This window comes from Rahnella sp. AN3-3W3, assembly GCF_003263545.1.
Taxonomy (GTDB): Bacteria; Pseudomonadota; Gammaproteobacteria; order Enterobacterales; family Enterobacteriaceae; genus Rahnella; species Rahnella variigena.
Genome location: NZ_JYDG01000148.1, coordinates 1 through 2,522, shown reverse-complemented (window position 1 = coordinate 2,522; position 2,522 = coordinate 1). Strand labels below are relative to the sequence as shown.

The window sequence follows — 2,522 nt, the reverse complement described above, 5'->3', positions numbered from 1 at the left end:
ATTGCTGCGGCTTCAGCAAATCAGAAACTATAGCTCGCCGTCACCGACACATTCCGCGGCTCGCCATATACCACATACTGGTTCACGCTGGTGTCATATTCCTTGTCGAACAGGTTGTTGATGTTGCCCTGCACCGCCAGCTGTTTCGTAACCTGATACCGGCTGAACAGATTGACCAGCGCGTAGCTGCCTTGCTCTGCATAACGGGTGCCGTTGCCGCTCGGGCCAGGGACGTCCTGCCAGACGTGAGTCTGCCAGTTCACGCCACCGCCGACGGTCAGATCCTGCAACATCGGCAGACGGTAGCTGGAGAACAATTTCAGCTGGGTGCGCGGCAGTTGCGGGTTAACCGCATCACCGTTTTCATCTTCTGCAATGTAACGGGTGCCGCCAAACGTCATCTGCCAGTTATCGGTTAGTGCGCCGTTCACTTCAAATTCCACGCCACGGCTGACGGTGCCGTCTTTCCCTTCATAGGCCGTATCGGTCGAGCCCGGGATTGTACGGCCGGTACTCTGCGCAACGTTGTCCAGTTCTGCACGGAAGATGGAAACGGACGCTGTCAGGCGGCTGTTAAACCAGTCAGATTTCACACCCGCTTCGTAGTTTTTACCGATGACCGGGGAAAGATACGCGCCGTTGATATCACGGTAAGTCTGTGGCTGGAACACCGAGGTGTAGCTCGCGTAGGTCGACCAGGTATCGTTGATGTCAAACACCAGACCGGCATACGGCGTGATGTTGTTCTTCTCGATCTGGTCGGTCAGCGTATGCGAGTTCCAGTTGGTGTATCGCGCCCCGACGATCAGGTGCAGCGGATCTGCCAGTGATAGACGTGTTGCAACATACGCCGACTTTTGACGGATAGTGTCGTCTTCGGCCAGAGAACGCGGGTTCCAGTCGGTCTCAGGGAACTGTCCGTTGAAATCATTAAAGTTGCCCAGCTCTTCGGTGGAAATATTGGCAAAGGAGCTGTAATAGGTGTTCTGCTGTTTGCTGTAACTCACGCCGGTCATCAGCTCATGCTGACGGCCAAACAGCTGATACGGGCCACTGGCAAAGGCATCAACACCATCGACTTTACGCTTACCGGTGTTATAGCCGGTACCCGCAACGACCGGATATCCGGCATAGGCAGATTCACCGACGCCGGTGGTTTTATCGAATGTCCCGTCGATATACATCATCTTAGAGTCGATATGCGATTCGGTATGCGTGCCGTTCAGGGTCGCCTGCCAGCCGTTGTCGAAAGACTGTTTCAGGGTGGTGAACAGTTTGGTGGTTTCTTTATCGCTGTAAGCCCAGTCTGGTGCCGAGTTAAAACCACGGCGATAGTCTGTTTTGCTGCCGTCCAGATACCAGCGCGGCATTCCGCCCCAGGTCGGGCTGTCGGTGTTGGTTTGCTGGAATTCGTAGCCCGCCGAAAGCAGGGTGGAATCGGTCAGGTCAGCATCCACGGTGGCATATACGAATTTTTTGGTCGCGCCGTAACGTTCAACGTAGCTGTTTTTATCCTGATAACCGGTGACAAGACGGCCGCGCACGCTGCCGGATTCATTCAGCGGGGTTGATAAATCCGCCACATAGCGTTGTTTGTTCCAGCTGCCGTAACTGGCGGAAACGTTGCCGGTAAACTCTTTACTGTCGGCATGTTTACGCACCTGGTTGACGGAAGCTGACGGATTACCCGGACCGGTCATCAGGCCGGTCGCGCCACGGACAACTTCGATACGATCATAAATGGCCGTGTCGGACTGGGAATCACCAATGTCCCAGCGCGGGTCAAAGGTGGTCGGGATGTTATCAACCATGTAGTTGTCGATCAGAAAACCGCGCGCGTAGTAGGTACGGCGGTCAAGGTCAGAGACACTTTCCTGGATCCCGGTGGTGTTTCGCAGCACATCACCCAGCGACTGAAGCTCCTGATCCTGCATACGTTGTGTGCTGATAATACTGACGGACTGCGGGATATCGCGTGCAGTCAGCGCCATTTTGGTGCCCGCGGTGGTAACCGGCACACTGTAATCGGTCACTGAGGTATCTGCCGCGCTGGTGTCGTTCTGACCGGTGACGACAACCGTGTCTTCAGCGGTTTTTTTTGCGCTGGCTTCTGCTGCATAAGCACTATGCAATGAAGATGAAACCAGCAGGGCAATGATGGAAAGTGGAAGTTTCTTTCCTGAATTGTTTTGAGGATTTTCCTTAACACTCCTGACGGCGTAATTACCTGTAAAATTTGACATAGGTATTCTCCACACGGTTATTTTCTTATTTTTTAAGCCACTGCATTTTTTTTATGAATACGGCTTTATCAGCATGAGCAAACCCCGCCAGAATCCCCGGAACAAGGGCTGGAAAAGATAAAATGAGCATGGTTAATAAAGCGAATGAGAATAATACGCATTGGGTTTACTGCTGTAAATAAATATTACAGACAGGGGGAGAGGGTGCGTGGGTTGGCCGCCCACACCGATAGCCGCAACGCTCCCTCCCCTGCGAAGGGGAGGGTTGGGGTGGGGTAT

1 protein-coding gene is annotated in these 2,522 nt (G+C 53.5%); it reads right to left on the bottom strand.

Features of this window, described 5'->3' with window-relative positions:
• Nucleotides 1–20: 20 nt before the first annotated feature.
• Nucleotides 21–2,243: a ferric-rhodotorulic acid/ferric-coprogen receptor FhuE gene (fhuE, locus tag UC15_RS25450; protein ID WP_112292003.1), complete on the bottom strand. Its 2,223-nt coding sequence runs from the start codon at nt 2,241–2,243 to the stop codon at nt 21–23.
• Between the last annotated feature and the right edge of the window lie 279 nt (nt 2,244–2,522).

Excerpts from the sequence above, each read along its gene's own strand:
- fhuE (WP_112292003.1), bottom strand. The coding sequence starts at position 2,243 with ATGTCAAATTTTACAGGTAATTACGCCGTCAGGAGTGTTAAGGAAAAT.